Annotated in this window: 26 protein-coding genes; 2 read left to right on the top strand and 24 right to left on the bottom strand. The window is 30.9% G+C overall.

Annotation, left to right across the window (positions count from 1 at the left end; all coding sequences use genetic code 11):
• Positions 1–21: 21 nt before the first annotated feature.
• The 9 genes from AMN83_RS04775 to AMN83_RS04815 form a co-directional block, all read right to left on the bottom strand.
• Positions 22–714, bottom strand: coding sequence for a carbon starvation induced protein CsiD (locus AMN83_RS04775; protein ID WP_256998074.1), 693 nt, complete (start codon positions 712–714; stop codon positions 22–24).
• A gap of 39 nt (positions 715–753) precedes the next feature.
• A complete protein-coding gene (locus AMN83_RS04780) occupies positions 754–1,077 on the bottom strand; it encodes an AzlD domain-containing protein (protein WP_075504528.1) in 324 nt (107 codons plus the stop codon).
• Positions 1,067–1,771, bottom strand: coding sequence for an AzlC family ABC transporter permease (locus AMN83_RS04785; protein ID WP_075504529.1), 705 nt, complete (start codon positions 1,769–1,771; stop codon positions 1,067–1,069). Before AMN83_RS04785 ends, AMN83_RS04780 begins: the two co-directional genes overlap by 11 nt.
• The gene (locus tag AMN83_RS04790; protein WP_075504530.1) at positions 1,771–2,556 is read right to left on the bottom strand and encodes an ABC transporter ATP-binding protein; all 786 of its coding nucleotides are present in this window, start codon (positions 2,554–2,556) and stop codon (positions 1,771–1,773) included. Before AMN83_RS04790 ends, AMN83_RS04785 begins: the two co-directional genes overlap by 1 nt.
• A complete protein-coding gene (locus AMN83_RS04795) occupies positions 2,556–3,296 on the bottom strand; it encodes an ABC transporter ATP-binding protein (protein ID WP_075504531.1) in 741 nt (246 codons plus the stop codon). The genes AMN83_RS04790 and AMN83_RS04795 overlap by 1 nt, the downstream gene beginning before the upstream one ends.
• Positions 3,293–4,342 carry a branched-chain amino acid ABC transporter permease gene (locus tag AMN83_RS04800; protein ID WP_075504532.1) on the bottom strand — a complete coding sequence of 350 codons (1,050 nt, stop codon included), beginning with the start codon at positions 4,340–4,342 and terminating at the stop codon, positions 3,293–3,295. Before AMN83_RS04800 ends, AMN83_RS04795 begins: the two co-directional genes overlap by 4 nt.
• A 14-nt stretch (positions 4,343–4,356) precedes the next feature.
• A complete protein-coding gene (locus tag AMN83_RS04805; protein WP_075504533.1) occupies positions 4,357–5,250 on the bottom strand; it encodes a branched-chain amino acid ABC transporter permease in 894 nt (297 codons plus the stop codon).
• A 64-nt stretch (positions 5,251–5,314) separates the two neighbouring features.
• Positions 5,315–6,553, bottom strand: a complete 1,239-nt coding sequence (locus tag AMN83_RS04810) for an amino acid ABC transporter substrate-binding protein (protein WP_075504534.1) — start codon at positions 6,551–6,553, stop codon at positions 5,315–5,317.
• An 86-nt stretch (positions 6,554–6,639) separates the two neighbouring features.
• Positions 6,640–7,254: a LysE family translocator gene (locus AMN83_RS04815; RefSeq protein ID WP_075504535.1), complete on the bottom strand. Its 615-nt coding sequence runs from the start codon at positions 7,252–7,254 to the stop codon at positions 6,640–6,642.
• A gap of 117 nt (positions 7,255–7,371) precedes the next feature.
• Between AMN83_RS04815 and AMN83_RS04820 the strand changes: the two genes are divergently transcribed.
• On the top strand, positions 7,372–7,668 hold the full coding sequence (locus tag AMN83_RS04820) for a TIGR03643 family protein (protein ID WP_075504536.1): 297 nt from the start codon (positions 7,372–7,374) through the stop codon (positions 7,666–7,668).
• A 3-nt stretch (positions 7,669–7,671) separates the two neighbouring features.
• Positions 7,672–7,929, top strand: a complete 258-nt coding sequence (grxC, locus tag AMN83_RS04825; RefSeq protein ID WP_075504537.1) for a glutaredoxin 3 — start codon at positions 7,672–7,674, stop codon at positions 7,927–7,929.
• Between the two features lie 10 nt (positions 7,930–7,939).
• Here the strand turns inward: grxC and msrB are convergent, their stop codons facing one another.
• The 15 genes from msrB to AMN83_RS04900 form a co-directional block, all read right to left on the bottom strand.
• Positions 7,940–8,314 carry a peptide-methionine (R)-S-oxide reductase MsrB gene (msrB, locus tag AMN83_RS04830; RefSeq protein ID WP_075504538.1) on the bottom strand — a complete coding sequence of 125 codons (375 nt, stop codon included), beginning with the start codon at positions 8,312–8,314 and terminating at the stop codon, positions 7,940–7,942.
• Positions 8,311–9,210, bottom strand: a complete 900-nt coding sequence (locus AMN83_RS04835; protein WP_075504539.1) for a histone deacetylase family protein — start codon at positions 9,208–9,210, stop codon at positions 8,311–8,313. Before AMN83_RS04835 ends, msrB begins: the two co-directional genes overlap by 4 nt.
• 2 nt (positions 9,211–9,212) lie before the next feature.
• Positions 9,213–10,163 carry a D-2-hydroxyacid dehydrogenase family protein gene (locus AMN83_RS04840; protein WP_075504540.1) on the bottom strand — a complete coding sequence of 317 codons (951 nt, stop codon included), beginning with the start codon at positions 10,161–10,163 and terminating at the stop codon, positions 9,213–9,215.
• Complete coding sequence (locus AMN83_RS04845; RefSeq protein ID WP_075504541.1) at positions 10,156–11,058, bottom strand: DMT family transporter; 903 nt, start codon at positions 11,056–11,058, stop codon at positions 10,156–10,158. Before AMN83_RS04845 ends, AMN83_RS04840 begins: the two co-directional genes overlap by 8 nt.
• Complete coding sequence (locus tag AMN83_RS04850; protein ID WP_075504542.1) at positions 11,059–12,300, bottom strand: NAD(P)/FAD-dependent oxidoreductase; 1,242 nt, start codon at positions 12,298–12,300, stop codon at positions 11,059–11,061. It abuts the gene before it with no gap.
• A gap of 43 nt (positions 12,301–12,343) precedes the next feature.
• Positions 12,344–13,468: a rod shape-determining protein RodA gene (gene rodA, locus AMN83_RS04855; protein ID WP_075504543.1), complete on the bottom strand. Its 1,125-nt coding sequence runs from the start codon at positions 13,466–13,468 to the stop codon at positions 12,344–12,346.
• Entirely contained in the window at positions 13,469–15,391 is a 1,923-nt protein-coding gene (gene mrdA, locus AMN83_RS04860) for a penicillin-binding protein 2 (RefSeq protein WP_075504544.1), read from the bottom strand.
• On the bottom strand, positions 15,384–15,902 hold the full coding sequence (mreD, locus tag AMN83_RS04865; protein ID WP_075504545.1) for a rod shape-determining protein MreD: 519 nt from the start codon (positions 15,900–15,902) through the stop codon (positions 15,384–15,386). The genes mrdA and mreD overlap by 8 nt, the downstream gene beginning before the upstream one ends.
• On the bottom strand, positions 15,902–16,750 hold the full coding sequence (gene mreC, locus AMN83_RS04870) for a rod shape-determining protein MreC (RefSeq protein ID WP_075504546.1): 849 nt from the start codon (positions 16,748–16,750) through the stop codon (positions 15,902–15,904). Before mreC ends, mreD begins: the two co-directional genes overlap by 1 nt.
• A gap of 5 nt (positions 16,751–16,755) precedes the next feature.
• Positions 16,756–17,790 (bottom strand): rod shape-determining protein, encoded by a 1,035-nt coding sequence (locus AMN83_RS04875; protein WP_075504547.1) that lies wholly within the window; start codon positions 17,788–17,790, stop codon positions 16,756–16,758.
• Positions 17,790–19,361, bottom strand: coding sequence for a 2-isopropylmalate synthase (locus AMN83_RS04880; RefSeq protein ID WP_075504548.1), 1,572 nt, complete (start codon positions 19,359–19,361; stop codon positions 17,790–17,792). The genes AMN83_RS04875 and AMN83_RS04880 overlap by 1 nt, the downstream gene beginning before the upstream one ends.
• Positions 19,362–19,462: 101 nt before the next feature.
• On the bottom strand, positions 19,463–21,145 hold the full coding sequence (locus AMN83_RS04885; RefSeq protein WP_082255119.1) for a dipeptide ABC transporter ATP-binding protein: 1,683 nt from the start codon (positions 21,143–21,145) through the stop codon (positions 19,463–19,465).
• Complete coding sequence (locus AMN83_RS04890; protein WP_075504550.1) at positions 21,142–22,080, bottom strand: ABC transporter permease; 939 nt, start codon at positions 22,078–22,080, stop codon at positions 21,142–21,144. The genes AMN83_RS04885 and AMN83_RS04890 overlap by 4 nt, the downstream gene beginning before the upstream one ends.
• Positions 22,064–23,047 carry an ABC transporter permease gene (locus tag AMN83_RS04895; protein WP_256998075.1) on the bottom strand — a complete coding sequence of 328 codons (984 nt, stop codon included), beginning with the start codon at positions 23,045–23,047 and terminating at the stop codon, positions 22,064–22,066. The genes AMN83_RS04890 and AMN83_RS04895 overlap by 17 nt, the downstream gene beginning before the upstream one ends.
• A 60-nt stretch (positions 23,048–23,107) precedes the next feature.
• A complete protein-coding gene (locus AMN83_RS04900; protein ID WP_075504551.1) occupies positions 23,108–24,670 on the bottom strand; it encodes an ABC transporter substrate-binding protein in 1,563 nt (520 codons plus the stop codon).
• Between the last annotated feature and the right edge of the window lie 35 nt (positions 24,671–24,705).

The raw sequence follows: 24,705 nt of genomic DNA on the forward strand, positions 1-24,705 counted from the left end.
ATTTAAAATCAATGAATTATTTTAAAGGATTAGGAAGTTATTTTGATAAAGCCCAAAGAATGAAAAAACCGGGTGCTCTACTTTGTAATCAATATTTTTACTTTTTGGTGACCCCCAAACAAAATTTTGTCTCCCAACTGGATCATTGTATAAATCATCACAATGCTCCCAATCATCAAGGTGCAACATAGCTGTTTCACCACCTTCAACATTTTGCTCATCAATTTTTGTCATAATTAACCAATCAGTTACATCTTTCACATATGTACCATCTGTATGAAGATCCATATTCCTATATGCCTTTCTTAAATAAGAGTCGCTACTATCTTCATGTTTTACATGAAAACGAGCATAATATTTTCCTGCCATGGCATCATGATTAGGTACACCAATTAGATGAGCTATTGCAGTTGATAACTTAACTAAAAATGTATCATTAATTTTTGCAGTTATATTTTTTGGTCCAATAATAAAGCAACCTGTAGATCTGTCTCTAATAATTGAGTTCATTAATTCACTTAATTTATTATTTGTTAAATCATCTAAACTTTTAGCTAAAGTAAATCTTGTAAATGGTTTTAGCTCTAATGCTGTTAAATCAAATTTATTAAACGGGAAAATTAATTTATCTATTATATCATTTTCTAAACTAATTTTTATAATCCTATTTGATTTATCGTGTTTTTGAATGTCTATGCCTGTAATTTTTTGCATTCTAAATTTTATTTTACCTTATTTTATAAATCAATTTAATCAGATATAATTGTTAATTATTGCCATACAAATAGCTGAGAAAATTGTAGGATAAACAAAGTTTTTCTTAGAAATAAAAAAAACAAACAAGGATAAAAATACAACAATTGATCTACTATAATAACTAGCTTCTATTAATACCCCAGCAGGAAAAATTATAGTTCTTGCTATTAATGCCGCTAAAGTTGCATAGGCTAAACAATTAAACCACTTAAAAAGTTTTGATGTTTCCTTAATACCTTGAGAGGTGAGAGCACCTAAAAATCTAGATAAAAATGTAGCAAGAGATGTAACTAAAATTGCATAAACGATATTAGCTGACATTATACTCTCCAACTAAATAGGCTATAGTTCCACCGATTACACCTGCTAACAGAATTGACCACTCAGGTGAAAATAAATAAATAATTGGTCCTAAAATTGTTCCAAGTAAGACAGATAACGTAACTTGTAAAGTTTTTGATGCTCCGACCATCATGCATAAAAAATATACAGGATTAAGAATTGCCAATCCAATCATCATATCCTTATTCATGTACTCTGAAAAATAAAAACCTATAAATGTTCCAATAACAGATACACTTACTGTTGCACTTCCAATTCCAATCCAATAATCAATCCTATATTCTTTTGGAATTTTCTTATAATTGCTTTTCATGATTAACCACGCTGAAACAGCAATAAAATGACAAGAAAAGTAATACTTCCACTTAGGTTGAGATTTGTGCATCATTAATGGAAATAAAGATACAGCCATTGGATAAAGTCTAGCATTTACAAACCAAACTGCTAAAAAAATATTTAATAAAGATGCTCCAATCAACATAGACTCTGCCATTACCAATGAACCTGGTAAAGCATAAGTTAAAACAGTTGAAAAAATACTTTCCTGAATATTAAAACCTAAATTTTTAAAGAGAGCTCCAATTGCTATAAAGCAACAAGTAAGAGCTATAGCTGGACTATCATGTGTAAATATAGATCTATATCCTTTAAAGAAAAAATTTTTATTAATCATTATCCACCTAGGAACAGTCTACCAACATCAGGATTTTGAAGTAAATCGTCTCCTTTACCTGCAATTGCAGTTTGCCCAGATACTAAAACGTATCCTATATCCGCAAACTCCAATCCTTTTTTGGCATTTTGTTCTACTAGAATGATTGTTTTTTTTTCATTTTGCTGAAGATCTCTTAATATTTCAAAAACCATCTCAATATATCTGGGTTCAAGTCCAATTGACGGTTCGTCTACTAAAAGTACTGAGGGTTTCATAACTAATGCTCTAGATATTTCTAGCAATCTTCTTTCCCCGCCAGATAAAACTTTTGCTGGTTGGTTTCTTCTATTTCTTAACCTTTCATACTTTTCAAAAATTCTTTCAGCTTCTTCATACGATTCATCGGTTTTTTCTTTTATATATCCTCCCATTAATAAGTTTTCTTCTACAGTCATATCTGGAAATACAGAATTATCCTGCAATATATAAGCTATACCAACTGACTTTAACTTTTCTGCTGGGGTAAGATTTGTAATTTCTTTTCCTTCAAGTTCAATTTGACCAGAAAAAATATTTGTAAAACCATATATTGAATGAAGAATTGTAGATTTACCTGCACCATTAGGTCCAATTAAACATAAAGACTGAGCTTTATTTACGAATAAATCAAAGTTATGTAAAATTTCCATTTTTCCATAACCTGCGTTTAAATTTTTAATAGTTAAATGAACTTCATTTGGAGATAATTTTTTTAAATCATCTGGTGTCGGAGCTTTTCCTAGTACTTCATATTGATTAGCCATTATTGAGCTCCTAAATACGCGTCAATAACACGTTTATCGTTTTTAATTTCGTCTGGCGATCCATTAGCTAACATTTTACCATGAGCTAAACAAAAAATATTCTCTGCTAATTGCATAATGACTCTCATGTTGTGCTCAATAACCAAAAGAGTTATTCCAAAATCTTGGTTAACTTTAATTAATCTATCAATAATACCATTTATTAGCGTTGGATTAATCCCAGCTGTAGGCTCGTCTAATAATAGCATCTCTGGTTCATTCATTAATGCCATAGCAAGCTCTAGTAATTTTTGCTGACCAAAAGACAAATCTCCAGCTCTTAGCTTTCTTTTTTGATATAAACCTACAAAATTTAATAAATTTTCTGCTTTATCTGTTAATTCTTGTGGAATTTTTGAAAATATTTTCATTAAATCCGCGTCACTACCTTTATGACTAATAAGCATATTTTCTATACAATTAAGCTTTCCATAAATTCTTGTTTGCTGAAAAGTTCTCAATAATCCTAACTTAGCAATTACAGGAACTGGTAACTCAGAAACTTCTTTTCCATTAAATTTAATAGATCCATTATCGATTGGGTAAGTTCCTACAATCGAATTAAATAATGTGGTTTTTCCTGAACCATTTGGTCCAATTAATCCAACTATCTTACCTTTTTCAACATTCATTGAAATATCAACGTTAGCTTTAACGCCACCAAAAGATTTACTTACATTGCTAACTTCTAAAATACTCATTTAAGTTCTACCTGTGCTTTACGATCTTTTTCATCAACTACTTCACCAAATCGCTCTGGATATTTTTCTCTGAGCCATCCCATAATTCCTTCTGGAAAATAAATCACAATCACAACAATCAAAACTCCTAGAGCAACATACTGCCAACCCAAAAAGAATGTCCAAAAGCCTTCTTTAAAAATGTGAAATATAGTTGCACCAATAATTGGGCCCCAAAGAGTTCCTTTACCTCCAAGTATTGCCATCAGTACCATGAATACTCCCATTTCTCTTCCATCAAATGCAACATCTGTTGAATCGATGTATCCAACTAAGCCACCCATTATTCCTCCTGCCAATCCACAGAAGAAAGCTGAGATCATCCAACCAATAATTTTATACTTCATTGTTTCAATACCCATTGCTTCAGCTTTATCCTCATTATCTCTAATAGCGTTAAGTATTAATTTAAATCTTGTGGAATAAATTGAACGAACTGCAATGAATGTGAGCACTAATGTGAAGAAGCTTAAGAAATAGAAAAACTCCCCCCTTGCTTCTAAGCTACCAACATTTGGAAAAGGTGGTGTAGTAAAGCCTTGACCTGCTCCAATAATTTCTATTCCACCAGAAATTTCACCTGCGGCTACACCTAAACCTAATGTACAAATTGCAAAATAATGTCCTCTAAGTCCAAGAATAGAATATCCTATCAAACCAGCTACAATAGTTGGAACTACAGCGGCTACGACTAGTCCAACTGCCATACCTTGAAAAAACTGTGTTGGAGTATGAACAAATGTTTTTTCCCCTCCACTCTCCGTCCATTCAGCTAATGGAAAAAACATTCCAACTTGAACAGAAGCGCATAGGTACATTCCTAATCCATAAAATAATATATTTCCAAATGAATTATATCCCATCTCCCCACCTTGGATGTTCCAAGTAGTAGCAAGAACTATTAAAACACAAAGAATTGATAGCTGAACTTTAAAGGCTGGAAATAAAAAAGGGGCAGCTAATCCAAATATTAATATTGCTGCATATAAAATAAAATTCTTATTCATTTTTCATCTCAATCTTACTTTAAATATTCTCTTTTCCTTGAAAGTTTAAATCTTCTATAAACCAGGATTAATACTAATAATAAAAATACTGAACCAATTCTAAATTCTGTACCCAGTATATAATCTGCAAATTCTTCAAATACTCCTAATCCCATTCCCGACATTGCTACACCAGGTAAGTTTCCTAATCCTGCAACAATTACGATCATGAAAGATCTGATTGTGTAGGGTAATCCCATGTAAGGATGAATTGTGAAAGTTATAGATATCAAAGCACCAGCAACACCACAAAGAGCAGCATTTATTCCAAATGTTGCGGCATAAACTTTTTCCGTATCGACACCTAAAATCTTTGCAGCTCTTGCATTTTGAGCTGTAGCTCTAATTGCACGTCCTAGCTTTGATTTTTTCATGTAAATAACCAAACAAACTGCAAATACAATGCTAATAAACGCTGAAAATATTTTTGAATTTGGTAAAACAACATTATTATCAAACAACATAGTTGTTCCGTAACCAGAATTTGCAAGTACAACGTCTGCACCAAATGCAAAATTCATTAATTGCATGAAAAGAATACTTATTCCAAAAGTTGCTAAAATAGAGATAAATAGATCTCTATCTACTACTTTATTTATTACGAGTTTGTAAATCGCTATACCAACAAAGTACATTATTACTGGCGCAACAATTACTCCCCATGCTGGATGAATACCATAGAGATACATAAAGTATGCAATGTATCCTCCTAAAATTACAAGATCTCCTTGTGCAATGTTAATTATATTCATCACACCCCATTGAAGTGCCATTCCATATGCAATCAATGCAAACAAAACTCCTAGCAAAATACCATCCAAGCAAGCTTGAAGAGTTATCATAGGATATTGAAATACAAGAAAATCCATAAAAAGTATTTTTGGGTTATATAAAAAAAAGCCCCCTATGACTAGGGGGCTTTAGTATTTTATTTTATCTTTCTGACCACTTAGGAATTGGATGTATCAACTTAGCTGATGCCCATTTTAATGGAGCAACAACTTTATTTTCACAACTTCCTGAAGCATCACACATTACTTGGAAAAGTACCATTGGTTTGTCAACGTTCTGACCACCAGGTGCAAATTTAATATTTCCATAGAATGTTTGCATATTCGTAGCTGCAAGAGCATCTCTTACTTTCTTTTGATCGAAAGAATTTGCTCTTTCAAATGCATCTTTGAATACCAATAAAGCAGCTGAAGATTCAGCAGATTGGTAAGGTGGATCATATCCAAACTCTTTCTCAAAGTCTGCAGCATAAGTCATACCATCTTTAAAGAAATCATCTTTATAAGTTAGTGACTTGTGCCATTGAGAAGCACAAAGTGCATACTGTGAATTTTTACCATGCTGTTTAGATAGCTTAGCAGCATCACAGTGAGTCATAGCTAACATTGGAACATCAACTTTCATTTCAGCAATTTGTCTGATCGCAGTTAATGCACCTTTTGTGTGGCCTGATACAACAAGTACATCTGGTTTCATCTGTTTTACTTTAACCAAAGTAGCAGCCATATCATTTAGCTCTTTAGGCAATTTATCGTCGATTATGATTTTAGAACCAGTTCTTTCTGCAGCATCTAAAATACCTAATCTAACGTCCTGTGAGAATGCATCTTGTTCAAATGCTTGTGCAATTCTTACCGGTTTTCCACCATTTAACTCAACTGCTGTTTCGATAGCAACATCAAGATATAAGTTAGCTGGAGCTAATACAGCAAATAGATATTTGTAACCTTTAGTAAACAAAGATCTAGATGCACCATTTGCTTCAACCATTGGAACACCATATTTTTCAGTTACTGGTGCAATTGCTTTAGTCAAACCAGAACTGTAAGGGCCAAGCATAAACTCAACACCATCTTGTGAAATTAATCTTTCTGCAAGCTGTGCAGCTCTCTTAGGGTTTGACTCATCATCATAATAAATAATATCAAACTTATAAGTTTTTCCACCAACTTTAACACCACCCATGCTGTTAATTCTGTCAACGGCCATGTTATAACCATTTTGAGTATGAACACCATTGGATGAGTATTTACCAGTTAAGGAAATCGCAGCACCTAAAATAATTTTGTCACCAACAACTTTTGCAAATGATGCAACTGAAGTTGAAAATAAAATTATTAATGCAGAAACAAAACTTAAAATTATTTTATTTAATCTCATTTTATTTCCTCTTTAATTAATTAATTATGTAGTGATTAAATAAAGAAATTTTATTTTATGCAAGTGGCAATAAAGGCCAAATCTAATTAATATTGTTGAGTTACAACAATTATTGCGGCAATAATTACTAAAACACTCGCAGAAATTGTATTAATTGTTTTTGGATTAGCAGTTATCCATTTTATTAATTTTTGTGCGAGCATTGCATAGCCAATTAAAGATATAAAATCTAAAACAATGTAAGTTGTAATTAAAATTACAAATTGAACCAATAAATTTGAATTAAAGTCAATAAATTGTGGAAAAATAAAAGGAAAAAACATCCAAGCCTTAGGACTTGTACCAGCAACTAAAAAACCATCTCTAAAAAAGGATAAATTACTTTTTTCTGTTTCTCCTTTATTTGAAATGCTTTTTGGCCGAGATTTATAAATATCGTAAGCTAAATATAATAAATAAACTATTCCGATCCATTTAAATGCATTAAGTATCATTGAGTTTTCTGAAAAAAAAGATCCAATCACAAAAATAACTAAAGTTGCCTGAATCAAATTTGCAGTTATGTCACCTAAAGCAGACCATACGCATTTTCCAACACCGTAATTCATTGAATAAGAGATAATTACAATCCTTGGAGTTCCAGGAGTAATAAATAAAAAAATAATAATCTGTAGATAGAGTATAAAATCTAGGGGGAGCATAAAAAAAGATAGTCCTTAAAAACCGGGAGCTAAAGATGGCTAAGAAGGACTATCTAGTACATAATATCAGAGGCTAAAAAAAATGCATTAAATTTTTTTTTCAAATATAAAGGATTTATGAAAAAAAAAGGTCACAGGCCAATTACTAAAGTCAAAAATCCAGAGCCCAAAATGGACGATCCGGATTGGATCATTTGGGCGGCTTGGGCAGATCGGATAACTTTTGAGGAAATTGAAAAAAGAACTGGGAAGCGAGAGTCCGATGTTATAAAAATAATGAGAAGATCACTTAAACCATCTTCTTTCAGATTGTGGAGAAAAAGAGTAAATCAAAAAAGTATTAAACATCGAAAAAAGTTCGAATATTCTAGAAAAGAAATAACTAGTAAAATTAAAAAAGGTGACTATCTATAATCAATGAAAAAAATTACCATGTATACAGGTCCACTATGCAACTATTGTGAAGCTGCAAAAAGATTATTAGCTAGAAATAACGCTCCTTATAATGAAATTGATATTTCAAAAGTTGCAGGTGCTGCTGACGAAATGATTAAAAAAGCAAATGGCAAAAGAACAATCCCACAGATCTTTTTTGATGATCAGCATATTGGTGGTTACGATGAAGTTAGAGCTCTAGAAAAAGAAAATAAACTTCAAGATCTTTTAAAAAATTAATTTTAATAATTTATTCTTTTGGTTTAAAAATTAAACAAACGCCGTTATTACAAAATCTTTTTCCCGTAGGTTCAGGTCCGTCATCAAATATATGACCATGATGCCCTCCACATTTTTTACAATGATACTCAGTTCTTGCGTAACCTATGTGATGATCCGTTTTAGTTTCAAATACGTCAGGCAAAGATTCATAAAAGGAAGGCCAGCCTGATCCACTCTCATATTTTGTTTTTGAGTCAAATAATTTTTCACCACAGTTTGCACAATGAAAACTTCCTTCTCTCTTTTCATGATTAAGTTCGCTTGAACCTGCGCGCTCGGTTCCTTCCTCGAACAAGATTAATTTTTGCTCTGCAGTTAAATTTGGATTTATTTTTTTTGTCATGATCCTATATATTTAGCACAGGATTTATGTAAGATTGAATGTAATTCAACTAATTTTTTAAAATCTTTATTATAACCACCACCTAAAACACCACAAAAGGGTATTTTTTTAGAAAAAAAGTTTTCAATAACAAGCTCGTCTCTAGATTTAATCCCTTCATCAGATATTTTTAGTTTACCTAATCTATCGTTAAAATGAATATCTACTCCAGCTATATAGAAAACAAAATCAAAATTTTCTTGATTTAACTCATTTAAATAATGTTTAAGTGTCTTAATGTAAGCATCATCCTCTAAATTATCCTCTAGCTCAACATCTAAATCACTATTAGATTTTTTGGCTGGATAGTTAGTTTTAGAGTGCATACTGAACGTGAAAACACTTCTATTTTCTTTAAAAATTTCTGAATTTCCGTTTCCTTGATGAACATCTAAATCAACAATTAATATTTTGTTAGCCAAACCTCGATTTAGTAAATAATGAGCAGCAACAGCTACATCATTAAAAACGCAGTATCCAGCTCCGCCATCGTAGTTTGCGTGATGACTACCTCCAGCGGTATTACATGATATTCCGTAATTAATTGCAAGTTTAGAGGCTAAAACAGTGCCTCCAGTAGCTACTAATGATCTCTGAACAACACTATCAACAAGTGGAAATCCAATTTTTTTTACTTCCTCTTTACTTAATTTTTTATTTTTGATCTTAGAGATATAATCTTTTGAATGTGCATAACTCAACGTTTCAAGCGAACAAGCATATGGTTTATGAAACTTTTTAACGATTTTATTTTGGATCAAATAATTTGCCAATTCTCCAAACTTGTTTATAGGAAATTTATGATCATCTCCAATTTTGGCAAAATAATCCTCATGATTAACCACTGGTAAATCCATCGTTACTCTAGAACACGTACTGGCTTTCCATCAACACAAGCCTCTAATCCTTCAATCATTTGATTATAAAAAATACTATAATTTTCTGCTGTCACATAACCTATGTGTGGTGTAAGAAGTGCATTAGGTAAAAATCTTAGTTTATTATTTTCAGGTAAAGGTTCTTTATTATAGACATCAATCCCGGCTCCTGCAATTACATTGGTAGACAATGCGATAATTAAATCATCCTCATTAACAATAGGTCCTCTAGAAGTATTTATCAAAAAAGCTGTCTTTTTCATTTTATCAAATTCTTTTATGGTAATACAGTCCTTGTATCTTTCACCTCCTTGAACGTGAATTGAAAGTACATCAGAATTTGTGATTAAGTCATCTTTGCTACAAGGTAGTACATCTAATTCTTTGCACTTGTCTAAGCTCAAATTTTCACTCCAGGCCATTACTTGCATTCCAAATGCTTTTCCAATTTTTGCAACTTCTGCACCTACTCTACCTAGACCAATCAAACCGAGGATTTTTCCTTTCAATTCCACTCCAATTGTAGTTTGCCAATACCCTTGATACATATTATCGAACTCTTCTTTAAAGTTTCTAGCCAAACCAAGAATTAGTGCCCAAGTTAATTCGGGTGTTGGGTTTAAGTTTATATCTGTTCCACAAACTATAATTTTTCTTTTCTTCGCAGCCTTTAAATCAATAGATTTGTTTCGTAATCCACTTGTGATTACAAATTTTAAGTCATTTAGATTGTCAATTAAATTTTTTGTAATTGGAGTTCTTTCTCTCATAATCAATAAGGCCTCAAAATCAGATAATTGTTCAATTGCATCAGCTTCATCTAAAAAAGGTTCGCTAAAAATCTTAAACTCATATTTCCCAGATAGTTTTTCTAAATCTACAAACTGTTGGGCAACATTTTGGTAATCATCTAATATAGCAACTTTAAGCATTTTTAACTTTCTTATTTGATAACAATATTCCTGTAATAATAAAACAAGCGCCTAAAATATGGTAAAACATAAATTTTTCACTAAAAAAAATCATTGCCATTATTGCACTCAATATTGGCATTAAGTGTAAAAAAACACCTGATCTATTAGCTCCAATCATAGATATTCCTTTTATCCATAAAAGAAAAGACGCCAAACCTGGAAACAAAACTACGTAAGATAAAATTAAAATAAAAGGTAATTCTAAATTAATCCTAAAGCCAATTTGATATTCAATAAAATAAACTGGTATCAAAAATATTAAACCAAAAGTAATTACTACTTGAAGTAATGATATTTGAGTTAACTCATATTGTTTTCCCTTTAACAATGTTGAATATAATGCCCATGAAAACATTGCTATCACCATTGTAATATCACCTTTATTGAAATCTAAATTTTTTAATATTTCCAAATTTGCTTTTGTAATAATCATAACTACACCAGCAAAAGAAAAGACTACCCCTATAATTTGAAAAATATTTGTCTTTTCAATTTTTAAAATTGAAGAAAACAACATAATCATCACAGGTATAGTTGAAATCATTAAAACTCCACTAATCACCTGAGTAAAATTTAATGAATAATAAACAATTGAATTAAAAACTGTAATACTAGTAACTCCCAAAACAATAAAAAGTTTATAGTTTTTAATTATATAGTTTCTTTTCTCTAATATTTCAGGAATTGTAAAAGGTGCTAAAATTAACCAAGCAAAAAGCCATCGATAAAAATTTAATGAAAAAGGAGGAACTTCATAAAAACTTGCAAGTTTACCTACTACAAAATTTCCTGCCCAAAAAGTTACTGTTAAAAATAGATATAAATAAGCTAAAAAATTATTATCTTTAGTCACTTAACTAAATCTAAGCGAACTATAAGGTTTTAAATCTAAATTTGTATTTTCGTTCGCTATCATCCCTGAAACAATCTTTCCAGAAATTGGACCTAAAGTCCATCCTAAATGATGATGCCCAAAACAATAATAAATATTTTTGTAATTTTTTGATGGCCCCATAACAGGTAAAAAATCTGGTAAAGTTGGTCTAAAACCTAGCCACTCATCCTCATGTTCAGGTAAATCACCAAGCATATATTTTGCATTATTTATCAAATTTTTAACTCTTGATTTAGATAATGGATTATCTAATCCACCAAATTCTACAGTTCCAACAACTCTTAAACCTTGTTCCATCGGTGTAATTCCAAATCCACGGTTGGAAAATATGACGGGTCTACTTAATAAATGATCACAATTTTTAAAATGAACATGATATCCACGCTCTGTATCTAAAGGAATTCTTTCACCAAGATTATCTGTTAATTTTTTTGAAAAAGCTCCACAAGCTATTACTGCTTTATCAAAAACATAACTTTGAGTTTCAGTTTTAAAAACTGGTTTTTCTTCATCAAAACTAATATCTTTAATATTTACTTTGTTAAATTTTCCACCTTTTTGCAAAAATAAATCAAATAGTTTTAAAAGAATTCTTTTCGGATTTCTTGCATGTCTTGCATAAGGATAATATACGCCAGCATGGTAAAATGGTTTTATATGTGGTTCAAGATCATGAATCTCAGCTTTATTTACTAATTGTTGTTCAACTCCTAATTCATCTCTAACTTTAATTTCTAATTCTCTACTTTTTAAATCTTTATCATTCCATATATAAAGAATTCCTTTATTTTCAACCAAACCTTCTAAGTCTATCTCTTCAAATAATTCATCATATGCAGGTAAAGCTAGATCTAAAATTTGGTGCATATTTTTAGCAGTATGCATCATCTTAGTTTTAGTGGTATTCATTATAAATTTTATAAACCATGGAATCATTTTAGGAACATAATTCCATTTTAAAGCAAGTGGACCTGAAGAACTAAGCAACATTGCAGGCACATCTGCTAGAACATCAGTTCTGTTTAAAGAAAGAGATGCATATGGTGAAAAGTGACCTGCATTACCATAAGAGGCGGCTTGGCTACCTGGGTTATCTCTATCAAAGATAGTTACATCGAAACCTTTTTTTTGAAGAAACAAAGCATTAGACACTCCTTGAATCCCTGCTCCAACTATTCCTACCTTAGTATTTTTATTCATAATTTTGTTATACAATTAAAAATTAAATTAAGAGAGTGACAAATTATGCAATCATTTGTTTATGATTAATTTTTGCACTCAATACTATACCAAATCCAATCATAGTGGCTAACATTGAGGAGCCTCCATACGACATAATGGGCAATGGAGAACCAACTATAGGTAGCAAACCCAAAACCATAGATAAATTTACTACAATATAAATAAAAATTGCAAAAGCATAACCAAAACAAAAAAGTCTAGCAAAATTGCTTCTCGAAATTGCTCCTATTCTTATAATTCTAAAAATTATTATTGAGTATAATATCAAAAGACCAACTGAGCCTATAAAACCAAACTCTTCTGAAAATAAAGTGAATATAAAATCTGTATGTTTTTCAGGTAAAAAATCTAAGTAGCTCTGAGTTCCTTTTAAAAAACCTTTTCCGTTAAGGCCTCCTGAGCCAATAGCTATTTTTGACTGTATAATTTGATATCCAGCGCCCAAAGGATCTCTATCTGGATCTAAAAAAGTTAATATTCTTAATTTTTGATATGGTTTAAGAAATGAGATTATAAATGGAAGCGAAATTAAGAAAGTAATAAATGAGTATATAAAATATTTAATTTTCATACCTCCTAACCACAATATAATTAATCCACTTAACGCAATTAATATAGATGTACCAAGATCAGGTTGAGCAATTACAAAAATTATTGGAATTATTATAATCGATAACACAATTGTTATACTAGTAAATGAATTAACATTTTCTATTTTTATTCTATGAAAGTATTTAGCAAGACACATTATGATTGCTATTTTCATAAGTTCTGAAGGTTGCAGAACAAATAAATAAAGATCCATCCATCTTTGTGAACCAGAGGACTTTAGTCCAAAAAATGAAACATAAATTAATAAAAGTATTACTATAAAATAGATTATATAAGAAAAGTTATGCCAAAATTTTATATTAAAGAAAGCCACAAAAATCATTAAAGGAAAAAAAACTGCAAGTTTTACAAAATGATTTTTTGTATGAAAAAGTATTTCACCACCATCTGTAGAATACATAACAAAAACACTTAATACAGAAAGAAGAATAACAGAAATCAATAATATATAGTCTAGGTTTTTTATTTTTTGAAATAATGTAATCTCATTATTCAATCTATCGTGCTGAAACATTTAAACAGTAATCCTCTCAAAATTTGATTGTTTATTTCTTAAATCATGTCTGTCGATTATTAATTTAAATAATTTTTTTGCAATTGGTGCTGCCGCCTTACTTCCTGAACCACCATGCTCAACAATTATACTTAGCGCATATCTTGGGTTAACATATGGGCCATAAGCAACATACAAAGCATGATCTCTATCTTTGTATGGTATTTGCTCTAATTCTAAATCCAATTCCCTCTCTCTTTTGCTTATTCTTTTTACCTGAGCTGTTCCTGTTTTTCCTGCAAATTGATATTTAGGATCATCAATTCTTGATTTATAAGAAGTTCCAAATCTTTCGTTAGTTGAAGCAAACATTGCTTCTTGAATAATTTTAATATTTTTTTGGTTTTTAAATAACTTTTTGTCTAACAATTCCTCGGAGTCGGTATCAAATAATAACCCACTTTCCATTGATTGTTTTGCATCCTCATAAGAAATTGGATTACTATCCACTATTATTTTCGGTTTTACAGCAAAGCCTCCATTTGCAATTTGTGCAGTCATCATACAAAGTTGTAAAGGAGTTGATTGTATATATCCTTGACCAATACCTGTTATTAAGGTTTCCCCTAATACCCAGCCTTTACCAAGATTATTTTTTTTCCATTTTGTATTCGGAAATAATCCTTTTTTTTCAGTATCAAAATAATCACCAAGTACTTTTTTACCTAAACCAAATTTTTCAGCTGTAATGTTTAATCTATCAACACCTAATAACCTAGCTACCTCATAAAAATATGTATCACAAGATTGTTTCATTGCATTTTTCAAACTAACCCAGCCATGTCCCTTTTCCTTCCAACAATGAAATGTTTGTCCATATAACTCCATTTTTCCTGTGCATTTAACTTTAAACTTTGTATCTATTACTTTGTTTTCTAAAGCTGAAAGCGCAACGATAGGTTTTATTGTTGAACCTGGTGAGTATAGACCCGAAAGAGTTTTGTTTATTAATGGTTTTAATGGATTATTTCTAATTAATTGCCACTCATCTTGACTTATTCCGAATAAAAATAAATTTGGATTATAAGATGGAGATGAATACATTGCTATTATATCTCCAGTATAGATATCCATTACACTTATAGATCCTGCTTTTTCATTTAATAATTTCCCACAAGCTTTTTGTATTTCTGTGTCTACAGTTAAACGTATTTTTGATCCTTGCTGACCTTTTTGATGCTCGAGTTGATTAATTCTTTTACCGTAAGCATTTACTTCATATCTTTGAATAGCATTTGTTCCAATTAAATGATTTTCAAGTCTTTTCTCTAAGCCTAGTTTTCCAATTTTCATTCCTGGTACAAATCTTTCTTGGATAATTTCATTTTCTAAAATTTCTTGTTCATTTGGTTGACTCACATATCCAAGAACATGTGTGTATACATCATCAAATGGATAGTTTCTGGAGATTGTCATTACTGGTTTAACGCCAACAAGATCATATAAATAATTATTAATTTTTACAAATTGACTCCAGCTTAAGTTTTCAGAAACAATAATACTGTCCCACGGTTTTAGCTCTGCTTTTAATTTATTTATTCTTGCAATTCTCTTCTCACTTAGATTTAAAAGATTTTTCAATCTAACTAGTAAATAATTGAAATTCTCAACTTGCTCTGGAATTATATGTAATTGATAAACTTTTAAATTCCCTGCAATTACATTTCCAAAATAATCAACAATATTTCCCCTTGTAGGTGGGAGTTTCCATTCTCTAATTCTATTTTTATCTGAAAGTGTTAAATATTTTTTATTTTCGTTTATTTGAAGGGAAAATAAACGAGCAACGATACCAACAAAAACTACTACTTTTGCTGCTCCGATTATGAACATCCTTCTATTAATTACATCTGTTTTTCTTATTCCTGAATTAGATTTAATCATTTGTTTGATATGAAATTCTTTCGTTTAAAAAATTAAAAAATAAAAAAAATATTGGATAAAATAAAAAAGTAAAACCTGAGTTAATCAAATAATTTGTGTAATCAACTTTAATCAAAAAGACTAAATCCAAAATAATCACTTGAATTGAATTTATTAATAAAATTGTGAATAATAATGATATCCAGTCCTTCATAAAATTTGGGGTTAAAGTAATGTTTCTTATGTAAGCTGTTACTGAGCAAAGAATAAGGTAACAAAAACTACTAATTCCTATTGGTATGCCTATTACAACATCATTAATTATTCCTGCAAAGAAAATTGCTAGATAACCTAATTGATCAGGATTTCTTAAAGTCCAAAAGAAAATTAATAGATGAACAAAATTAAAAGAAAAATAATCAAGTTTTAAGTAATTAAAATCAAATTCATTAAATACAGAAAAAAATAACATTATAAATGGTACGTAGGATAAGAATATTTTTAAAAAAGGACTTTTATTAAGTGATGACATTATTCTTCTCCACCTATTTTATAAGAAACTATTTTTACATAGTTGAGCTGTGTAAAATCAGAAAAAAAATTAATTTTTCCTTCTGATATGTTGTTAATTTTTCCAATTGGTATACCAGGTTTGAATAAACCACCAAGACCTGAGGTGTAAGCAAAAATTTCTTTATTTTTAAAATCTTCTCTAAATTCTTCTTGAGTATGTTCGATTTTTCCAAATTCACTTCCTGTACCAGAAATTACAGCTTGTATGTCATCTGGCTCTAGAACAGATGGTATTTTACTATTAAGGTCAGACAATAGTAATGCCCTTGAATTAGTATAATTTACTTCAATTATCTGTCCAACTAAGTAAACATCATCAATAACTGCCATTCCAATTTTTACTTTGTCTTTTGTGCCTTTATTTAATATTACTGATTTTAAATATGGGCTGTCTTTATCAATTAAAACTCTGGCAAAAATTTCTTGTGAATTTACACTTTCGTCAAGTAACTCTCTAAGCTTTTTATTTTCTGCAGTTAAAAACTCATTTTGTAATTTAAGTTGATCAGATTTTTCTATTTTAATTAAATCTTTCTGATGACTTTCATATAAGTCCATATGTGATTTGAATTTTGAAGATATTTCTTTTAATTTATTTTCTGGGATTGATGCAATATGAGATGATCTATAAATTACTTCATTAATTCCTAATTTAACAAATTGTATTGCTTTAAAATTAAAATTACTTAGAACAATTACAAAAATTGATAAAATAATTAAAGTTAGTAAAGAAAATTTTTGTTTATCTTTTTTTTTTAAGAAAGCTGACCTAATGGCAATTACAAAATCATCTCTGCCAGTAGCCATTTTTCCTAATATTCAGATAACATAGTAGAAAAAGTTTCTTCTTGATCCAAAGCTTTACCTGTACCGACAGCAACACAAGATAATGGATCATCTGCTATATGAACTGGTAAACCTGTTTCTTTAGAAAACCTTTTATCAATATTTTTTAACAAAGCACCGCCACCTGTTAAAGTTAAACCCATATCAACTAAATCAGCTGACAACTCAGGAGGAGTATTTTCTAACGCATCTTTAATTGCACCAACCATCTGTTTCATAATATCGTTTAGTGCTTCAGCCGTATCTTCTTCTGTAATATTAACTTCCTTTGGAGTACCTGATCTTAAATCTCTTCCTTTAACTGGGTAAGTGTTTGTCCCAGTTGGAACAGCTGTTCCCATTTCTTTTTTTATTTTTTCGGCAGTAGTATCACCAATTAATAAATTGTATTCTTTTCTCATGTAATCCACTATTGCAGTATCCATTGAGTCACCTGCAACTCTTAAAGATTTAGAGTAAACTAACCCGCCTAAAGACATTACTGCGATTTCACTTGTACCCCCACCAATATCTACAATCATTGAACCAGTTGCTTCAGAAATTGGTAGATTTGCTCCAATAGCTGCTGCAATTGGTTCTTCAATTAACTGAACTCTTCTTGCACCTGCTGCTAAAGCACTATCTTGGATTGCTTTTCTTTCAACTGGTGTTGAACCAGTTGGCACACAAATCAATATTCTAGGGTTAGCAAATGTGCTTCCTTTATGAACTTTTTTAATAAAATGTTTAATCATTTCCTCGGTTACTATGAAATCTGCAATAACACCGTCTCTTAATGGTCTGATTGCGCTTATATTACCTGGTGTTCTTCCTAGCATTGTCTTAGCTTCATCTCCAACAGCTAATACATTTTTTTTTCCACCTTGATCAACTATCGCCACCACTGATGGCTCATTAAGAACTACACCTTGACCCTTTAAAACTACAAGTGTGTTTGCTGTTCCAAGATCAATTGCCATATCTTGGCTCCATATTTTTTTAACACTGCTAAATAACCCCATTATATCCCTCTTACTTTCTGACTTTCTTGCTCCATAGGAGCTGTTTTATCTCGTTTAATTATCATTTTATTTAATGCATTTATGTAAGCATTTGCTGAGGCAACTAAAGTATCTGTATCAGCTGCCTGACCTACAGTTGTTTTGCCTTTTTCCTCAATTTTTACACTAACAGTCGCTTGTGCGTCTGTTCCTTCTGTAACAGCATGAACTTGATAAAGCTGCAAGTTAACATCATGAGGATACAAAGTTTTTATGCATTTAAATATTGCATCAACTGGCCCATCACCAGTTTCTGAAGCTTGTTTTACATCTCCATAAACATCTAAAGTCATTTCTGCTCTTTGTGGTTCACCAGTTCCAGCAAAAACCTTTAATGATTTTAAACTAATAGCACTAACTTTGTTATCCGTTATTAAACTATCATCTACTAGAGCAATAATATCCTCATCATAAACATGTTTTTTCTTATCAGCTAAAACTTTAAATTTTGCAAATGCATTACTTACAACATCATCTGTAAGATCAGGATAACCTAAACTATTCATTTTATCTTTAAATGCATGACGTCCAGAATGTTTTCCCATTACTAATGATGTTTGCTTTACCCCAACACTTTCAGGTGTCATTATCTCATATGTTTGTCTATTTTTTAACATTCCATCCTGATGAATTCCTGCTTCATGAGCAAAAGCATTTTTTCCAACGATAGCTTTATTATATTGAACAGGAAAACCCGTTGCGTTTGAAACAATTTTTGAAGCTTTGCTTAAAAGTGTCGTATTAATTCCAGTTTCATATGGCATTAAATCAGGTCTTGTTTTAATTGCCATAACAACTTCCTCTAGAGCAGCATTTCCTGCTCTTTCTCCTAATCCATTTATTGTACATTCAATTTGTCTTGCTCCAGCTTGAACTCCAGCTAACGAGTTAGCTACTGCTAAACCTAAATCATTATGACAATGAGTTGATAAAATTGCTTTATCAATATTTGGAACTTTATTTAATAAAGTTTCAATAATTGTAGTAAACTCAGATGGTATTGTGTAACCAACTGTATCAGGAATATTAATTGTTGTAGCTCCATTTTTAATTGCAAGCTCTACAGTTTTGCACATGTAATCCATATCAGTTCTTGTTCCATCTTCGCAAGACCACTCAACGTCATCAGTAAATTTTCTTGCATAAGCAACATGTTTTCCAATTGATTCATAAACATCTTCTGGAGACATATTTAATTTATGCTTCATGTGTAAAGGGCTTGTAGAAATAAATGTATGTATTCTAAATCTTGGTGCATGTTTTAGAGCTTCATAAGCTCTATCAATATCTTTTACTGAGTGTCTTGAGAGTCCCGCAGGAATAGAATTTTTTAAAATTTTACTTACTTCTGAAACAGCCTCAAAGTCCCCTGGTGAAGCTATTGGAAAACCTGCTTCAATAATATCGATACCTAATTCATCAAACACTCTAGCGATTTGAATTTTTTCCTCTAAACTCATAGATGCGCCTGGCGATTGTTCACCATCACGCATAGTAGTATCAAATATAAAGACTCTATCTTTATTGCTCATAACTAAATTTTTAGAAAATCTATAATACAATCTATGAGAGAGATTGCAAAATAATTAGTAAAATAATCACTTTCAATGGACCATTTTAGGCTTACGAAAAATTAATTATAAATAGACTCAATTTTAGGCATTAATCGTAAAAGTTCTTTTGTGTATTCATGCGTTGGTTTTAAAAATAAATCCTCAGTTATTGAAACTTCGCATAATTTGCCGTCTTTTAAGACGCCAATTCTATCGCACATTTGTCTAACAACAGGTAAGTCATGACTTATAAATAAAATTGTTAAATTTAATTGTTCTTGAAGATCTTTAAGTAAATTTAATATTTGAGCTTGAATACTAACATCTAGAGCAGAAGTGGGTTCGTCACAAACTAAAAGTCTTGGTTGTGTGGCAAGTGCTCTTGCAATTGATATTCTCTGTCTCTGTCCTCCTGAAAATTCATGTGGATATCGATCTGCAGATTTTTGAGTTAATTCTACAGACTCAAGTAAATCGTAAATATAATTATTTAAATCTATATTTGATATTGATGGGTTGTGAAGTGTGATTGGTTCCGCAATTATATCTTTTACTTTTAATCTTCCATTTAGTGAAGAATAAGGATCTTGAAATATCATTTGAATTTGTTTTCTAAATTTCATTAATTCAGATCTTTGTTTAATTTTTGTTATACAAACGTTATCAAAGAAGATATCGCCAGATGTAGGTTTAAATAAATTTACAATCATTTTAGCAATTGTAGATTTTCCACTCCCACTTTCTCCTACTAGACCAAAAGATTCTCCCTCTTTTATTTCAAATGAAACATCATTAACAGCCATCACAGAATTTTTAGAATTTTCTGTAAAAAAATTATCATCAAAACTTTTATTCAAATTTTTTATCTGAACTAAATCTTGACTTATAATTTCTTTCTTTGACCATCTATTTAGTATTTTGATATTATTTTCTTTTTTTTTATTGTGTTCTTTTTCAACTATTACAAATCTTGAAATTTTTTTATTTGTTGGAGGAACTGAGCTCACTAAACTTTTGGTATAATTTTCTTGTGGATTGGTTAATATTTTTTTAGTTTCACCGATTTCAACTAAATTACCACTTTTCATAACTGCTACACGATCTGCTGTCTCAGCTATAACTCCCATGTCATGAGTAATTAAGATTACAGCAAGATTTCTTTCTTTTGTTAATTTTTTAATAAGTTCTAAAATCTGAGATTGAATTGATACATCTAATGCTGTTGTTGGCTCATCTGCAATTAACAATTCTGGCTCGCAACATAGAGCTAAAGAAATTACTACTCGCTGTCTCATTCCACCTGAGAATTGATGAGGATAATTATCAAATCTTGCGTCTGCATCTTTTATACCAACCTCTTTTAATAAATTTATAGATTTATTTTTTGCTTCTTCTTTACTCAATTTAAGATGAGTTTGAATTGTTTCAATTAATTGTTCACCCACTGTAAGAATTGGGTTAAGTGAAGTTTGAGGATCTTGAAATATCAATCCAATTTTATTTCCCCTATATTTAACAATGCTTTCAGAATTTTCATGAATGTTAAGATCGCCTAAAATAACTGATCCACTAGATACCTTACCTGGTTCATCGATTAAATTTATAATAGCATTTCCTACTGTACTTTTTCCTGATCCAGACTCTCCAACTAATCCTAAAATTTCTCCTTTATTAACCTCAATATTCACATTCTTAGCAGCATAAACTGTTTCTTTTCTCATTTGGTAATCAACACTAAGATTATTTATTTTTAAAAATGTCATTTTTTTAATTTTGGATTTAAAGTATCTCTCATCCAATCCCCTAATAAATTAATTGAAAATGCTAAAATAACTAAGAAAATTGCTGGAAAAAAAGTTATCCACCATTCTCCTGAAAACAAAAAGTCATTACCAAGTCGTATCAATGTCCCTAAAGAAGGTGTTGTTGGAGGTACGCCAACTCCTAAAAAACTCAAAGTAGATTCAGCTAAAATAGCAAGAGCTAAACCAATAGTTCCAATTACTAACACCGGTCTTAAAATATTTGGTAAAATATGTTTAAACATAATAATTATATTAGAAACCCCAATTATTGTTGATGCTGAAACATAGTCTTTATTTTTTTCCACCAAAGTTGCAGCTCTTGAAACTCTAGCAAATTGTGGCCACTCTGAAATCCCGATTGCAAATATTAAAACATAAATTGCCATTTCATCATGCATTTCTCTCGAGATTAATCCTCTTGCTATTCCATCAACCAATAATGCCATCAAAATACTTGGTACTGTTAACTGAACATCAGTTAACCTCATTACTATCATTTCATATTTTCCCCCAAAAAATCCCGCTGTTAATCCCAATCCAACTCCAAGAATTAAGCTAAAAATTATCGCAGAAAAACCTACTATTAAAGAAATTCTACATCCATACAAAATTGTTGATAACATATCTCTTCCTTGTCCATCAGTACCTAAAATAAATTTAGCAAGGCCATCTTCTGTCCATGAAGGTGGTGTGAATGCATCCATCAATGATAGAGAGGATGGGTCAAAGGGATTGTAAGGTGTTACGAGCTCAACAAAAAAAGAACAGAAAAAAATTATAAACAAGATAGTAGATGATACAATGGCAGTTGGCGATTTAATAAAGCTATGATAAATATCACTATCTTTTAATCTTTCCCAAGTACTTAAAGTTTTGTTATCCACTTGCTGCATCTCCTTTAACTCTTATTCTTGGATCAATTAAATAATAAAGAATATCAACTATAAAATTTATCATTACGAAAACAAAAGCTATAAAAACTAAATAAGCTGACATGATTGGTATATCTACGAATTGAACTGCTTGAATAAATAAGAAGCCCATTCCAGGCCATTGAAAAACAGTTTCAGTAATAATTGAAAACGCAATTAAAGTTCCAATATTTATTCCTGCTATAGTTATTACTGGTATCAATCCATTTTTTAATGCATGTTTATATTTAATACTATTTTCACTAATGCCTCGAGCACGTGCAAATTTAATATAATCTGTTTGTAATATTTCCATCATCTCTGCTCGCACAAGTCTGATGATATAAGTCATTTGGAAAAGGCTTAATGTTACTGAAGGAAGTATAATTGCTTTCAGTCCTGAAACTGTTAAAAAACCTGTGGTCCAAAAACCTAAATCAACAACCTCCCCTCTACCAAAAGAAGGTAATATTCCTAAGATTACTGCAAACAAATATATAAATAATATACCAATTACAAATGTGGGGAGTGAAACTCCAAGCAAGGAGACGGCTAAGACAAAATCACTTAAAAAACCTTTTCGATTTATGCCAGTATAAACTCCTAACAAAGTACCAGTAATTAGTGCAATTAGTGCTGAAATAACCACAAGTTCAATAGTTGCTGGCAATCTTTCAACTATTAATTCTGAAACAGGTCTTCTTAATTGATATGAAATTCCAAACTCACCCTTAGAAGCATTAACTATAAATCTTGAAAATTGAACATGAATTGGGTCCATCAAACCTAATGTTTCTCTTAATTCTGCTCTTTCCTCATCAGAAGTCTCTTCTCCAACCATGTTATTAATTGGATCACCAACAAAATTAAATAAAGAAAAAGATACAAAGGCGACAACCAACATCACCAAAGCAGATTGAAACAGCCTTTTAAAAAAATATTTTATCAATTTGTGAAGGTTTAAACTTACAAGCCCTTTAAATTTTAAAGGGCTTGTAATAATTTTTAATTAGTTAAAACTAGCAGTTCTGAATAACGGTTCGTTATTCGGTCTGATAGGAACATTAACATTGCTTTTAGATGCCCAAGAAATTACTTGGTGATGTAAAGGAAGATAAGAAATATCATCTTTTACAATTTTCCAAGCTTTTGCAATTGCAGCATTTCTTTTATCTAAATCAACTTCACCTTCCATAACTCTAATTGCAGCATCAACATCAGCGTTACTAAAGTTAACTTTGTTCCAGCTAGCACCAGTTTCATATAGGTAATGGAAAACATAGTGACTATCTAAAGTTGGAACACCCCATCCTAGCATATAGAAATCACCTTGATCATCTTTAAGCTCTTTGAAGTGTTTACTTTTAGTTTGAGCAAATAAGTTAACATTAACTCCAATTTTGCCCAACATTCCAACAACAGCAGTACATATTGCCTCATCGTTTACATATCTGTCATTAGGACATCTAAGTTCAACGTCAAAACCATTAGGATAACCTGCATCAGCTAAAAGTTTTTTTGCAGCATTAACATCGTAAGGTAATCTTTTATCAAGATCAGCTGTATATCCATTTACACCTGGGAAAGTTATAATTCCCGCTGGTTCACTTAAACCTCTCATAACTTTTTTCTTGATCGCTTCAATATCAATTGCTTGATAGAGAGCTTGTCTTACTTCTTTTTTCTTAAATGGATTATCACCTGTATTACCAGTTCTCAACTTGTCAGCTGCTTGGTCCATGCCTAAGAAAATTGTTCTCATCTGAGCTGTACTTTCAACTTTGTGACCTGAAGAAGATCCAATTCTTTTTAAGTCTTGAACAGGAGCATCAGTAACTATATCAATTTCACCAGATAATAATGCTGCTACTCTTGTAGCTGCATTTTTAATAGGCATTAATTCGATTTGAGTTACTTTTTTGTCCTTCATTTCACCCCACCAATGTTTATTTCTTTTAAACACTGTTTTGGTATTAGGCTCTCTTAAAGTTATTTTAAAAGGACCAGTTCCCATAGCATTAGTAGCAGAGAAAGTTTCTTGTCCTGCATCCCAATTTTGTGGAGACATTGCAAAGTTTTTCTCTGACCAAGCTTTAGACATTATAAAAATGTTAGACAATTGGTTTAAAAGAATAGGGTTAGGTTTACTTGTAGTTATTTTAACAGAGTAATCTCCAACCGCTTCAACATTAGCAACAGTGCTGATGTATTCTTTAAAGTCAGATGTTCTTTGCTTAGCTCTTAATATACTAAAAACAACATCTGCTGATGTCATTCCAGAACCATCTGAAAACTTAGCGTCTTCTCTTAAAGTAAAAATCCAAGTATTTGGATCAGTGGCTTTCCATTTTGTTGCTAAAGCAGGCCCTATTTTCATGTCCAAGCCTCTTTGAACTAGAGCTTCATAAACCTGTCTAGATACTTGAGTGGTTGGACCCTCATTTTGTGCATGTGGATCTAGTGTTAAACTGTCTCCTTGCATAGACCATTTAATAGTTTTTGCCCATGCTGAAGAAAATCCGAATACTAGAACTAATGACAATAGTATTCTTACTATATTTTTAGTCTTCATTATTCCCCTCGTTTTTTAAATTTATATAAAAAAGT

The sequence above is a fragment of the Candidatus Pelagibacter communis genome (assembly GCF_001180025.1).
GTDB lineage: Bacteria > Pseudomonadota > Alphaproteobacteria > Pelagibacterales > Pelagibacteraceae > Pelagibacter > Pelagibacter ubique_A.